Raw genomic sequence first — 2,491 nt, 5'->3', positions numbered from 1 at the left:
ACGTTCCAATAGAAAAACACCAAGAGAATACGATAAAGAGCTTTATAAAGAGAGAAATCTCATCGAAAGAATGTTCAATAAACTCAAGAATTTTCGTAGGGTTGCTACTCGTTATGATAAATTAGCTATTTCTTTCTTATCTTTTGTCCATATTGCTTCTATATATCTTTGGTTAAAATAAATGTCGACACTACCTAACCATACTGCATGGTGTGGCAAAAAAATTCTGCCTGATTCTATTAGCGAAACAATCTGATGAAACCTCGTGAGTTTATCATTGTGTGGTACTATTGCGATTACTGGTAAAGCACTGTTTGCTTTTAGTTCTTGTATCAGTTGCTGTCCACTTGCTTTTGCTTCAACAAGAATTGCATGTGGATTCCATCTTTCCGCAAGTAATAAAAACTGTTCTTTTAGCTTTGGATACTCAAGTTTTGCTCGATATACATCAAGTAAGTAAAACTTGTTATCTATTTTTGCCCAAGTTGTACAAACACTAAAGTCATTAGAATTGTTTATTGCAATTGCAGTATCCCAACTTTGTGTAATGTGCGATAAATTATCAGGAAAATTCTTATAACGTTTCAGCCATTCTTGTTTAATTATACCACTTGAAAGTGGCAAAGGATTTTGTTGATATTGAGCAGCAAAAGCGTAACTTCCCAACTCTATTTTTATCATTTCACATTCTTCTCTTTCCAAAGGATACAACAGCTGATCTTCTTTTCTTGAATATAATTTCTTTTCTTTCACCAAGATTGAATTGATAATTTGCTTCCTCTCAGAGATCATTGGCAAACAAACATGATGCCATATATCTCTTGGCTTAGAAAGAAGGTGTCCTGTCAAGTCCTCCTGGTGTAGTCTATGCATCACAAGGACAATCACCCCTTTTTTCCTATCATTAAGCCTAGACACCAAAGTTTGGTCAAACCAGTTGGTAGAATGCTTCCTGAACGTTTCACTTAAAGCTTGAACAGGATTTAATGGATCATCTACAATAATAAAATCACCTCCCTCTCCCGTTAATGTTCCTCCGACAGATGTTGCAATTCTAAACCCCCTCTGTACTGTTTGAAACTTGTATTTAGTATTTTGATCCTTCGATAACTTCACTTCTGGAAATAATTCTCTGTACCAATCAGATTGCATTATGCATCTTGTATCAAGCGAATGTTTTTCACTCAGCAATCTGGAATAACTCGCAACTATTATTTTTGCAGTCGGCTGATTTCCAAGTATCCATGCAGGCCATGCAACACTTATGCAGATAGATTTCATCGAGCGTGGTGGCATATTAAATATTATACGCCTAATCTCACCAGCACTTGCAGCTTCTAGCCTGTCAGCTATAACTTTTATGTATTGATAGTGACGATACTCATATCCTGGTACAACTGTTTGAAAGCACAGCTCAATAAATTTTAGAAAGTTGATTTTATTCATAATAATTTTACTTTGTCTGATATAACTCTTTTGGAATAGATTAGATAGAGGATACAGCGTAACAACTACCCACAATGGTTCAAATAAGTGTTTATGGTAAAGAAGCACCTAAAATAGTACAAAAAATTAAGGAAGGAGTATTATGGTAGAAAAAAGTAAAGCATACAACGAAGCTAGAGCAACATTAGAAAATTTGTTACTTATTAGCTGTGAACTCGTGTTATTGCTTGCACTTCCACTTCACAATCACTTAGAATCCCTTGCGCTACTTCACTTCGTAATAATTTATTCATTGCTTGCCCTTGGGTTGCTCCAGTACGAACACTAGCACCAAATGAAAGATCTACACCTGTACCATTGTCAACAATTTCACAACGCATCCCACAAGCTGCTGCAGAACTCTTCATAGCATTATTATCGGGTATAACATGATCAGCAGCAATAACAAACGTGAAATGTGCTTCTTCCTCGTTTATTCTTGATCTGATCACTGCTTTACCATCTCGTATGCGTTCATTATTTATTCTACTTACAATAGTGGTTTCTTCCGTTTGACCTGGATTACCAGTTCGAGATATTACTTGTACATTTGGTTGAGTACGACTGATTAATGTTTGATTTAGATCTTCATTTTCATTATTTATAGGTTCTTTTGGTTCTGTGTTGCTACTTAATTTATTGAATGCATCATTAACGTGTTCTTTATATTCACTCTCGGTAAAAACTGTGTTTGTTGGTTGTGCTTGACCTGAAGCATCTGTGGTATCTGGAGCATTGCTTTTTTTATTAAATATGTCGTTATTAATAGCTCGAAAAATGAGAAATGGTATTAATGAAATTGCCAAATTTAGAAGATGTCTTGAAAAGAAATGAAAAGATAAATATACTAAAGCAAATGTAGAATTAAGAGGTAAAAAAATGTATCCAAGTGACATAAGTGACAAAGAATGGGAAATACTAGAGCCATACGTTGCACAAGGGGCAATAGGAAGGCCAAGAAAACACGATATTAGAGCGATTATTAATGCAATAAGATATATAATGA

3 protein-coding genes are annotated in these 2,491 nt (G+C 34.8%); 1 reads left to right on the top strand and 2 read right to left on the bottom strand.

Translation table 11 applies throughout. The annotated features are described in order from the left end of the window. Positions 1–181, top strand: a 181-nt coding sequence (locus IC220_RS06975) for a transposase (protein ID WP_188152748.1), incomplete at its 5' end; no start/stop codon positions are given. Here the strand turns inward: IC220_RS06975 and terL are convergent. After that, complete coding sequence (terL, locus tag IC220_RS06970; protein WP_188153726.1) at positions 112–1,446, bottom strand: phage terminase large subunit; 1,335 nt, start codon at positions 1,444–1,446, stop codon at positions 112–114. The genes IC220_RS06975 and terL overlap by 70 nt on opposite strands. A 203-nt stretch (positions 1,447–1,649) precedes the next feature. Beyond that, a complete protein-coding gene (locus tag IC220_RS06965; RefSeq protein WP_188153725.1) occupies positions 1,650–2,381 on the bottom strand; it encodes a hypothetical protein in 732 nt (243 codons plus the stop codon). Between the last annotated feature and the right edge of the window lie 110 nt (positions 2,382–2,491).

It is taken from the genome of Wolbachia endosymbiont of Pentalonia nigronervosa (genome assembly GCF_014534705.1).
GTDB lineage: Bacteria > Pseudomonadota > Alphaproteobacteria > Rickettsiales > Anaplasmataceae > Wolbachia.
The sequence above is the reverse complement of the archived record's forward strand: the minus strand, read 5'-3'. Positions and strand labels throughout refer to the sequence as shown.

Bases quoted from the DNA above. Each gene is read 5' to 3' on its own strand.
- terL (WP_188153726.1), bottom strand. From the start codon at position 1,446: ATGAATAAAATCAACTTTCTAAAATTTATTGAGCTGTGCTTTCAAACA.
- IC220_RS06965 (WP_188153725.1), bottom strand. From the start codon at position 2,381: ATGTCACTTGGATACATTTTTTTACCTCTTAATTCTACATTTGCTTTA.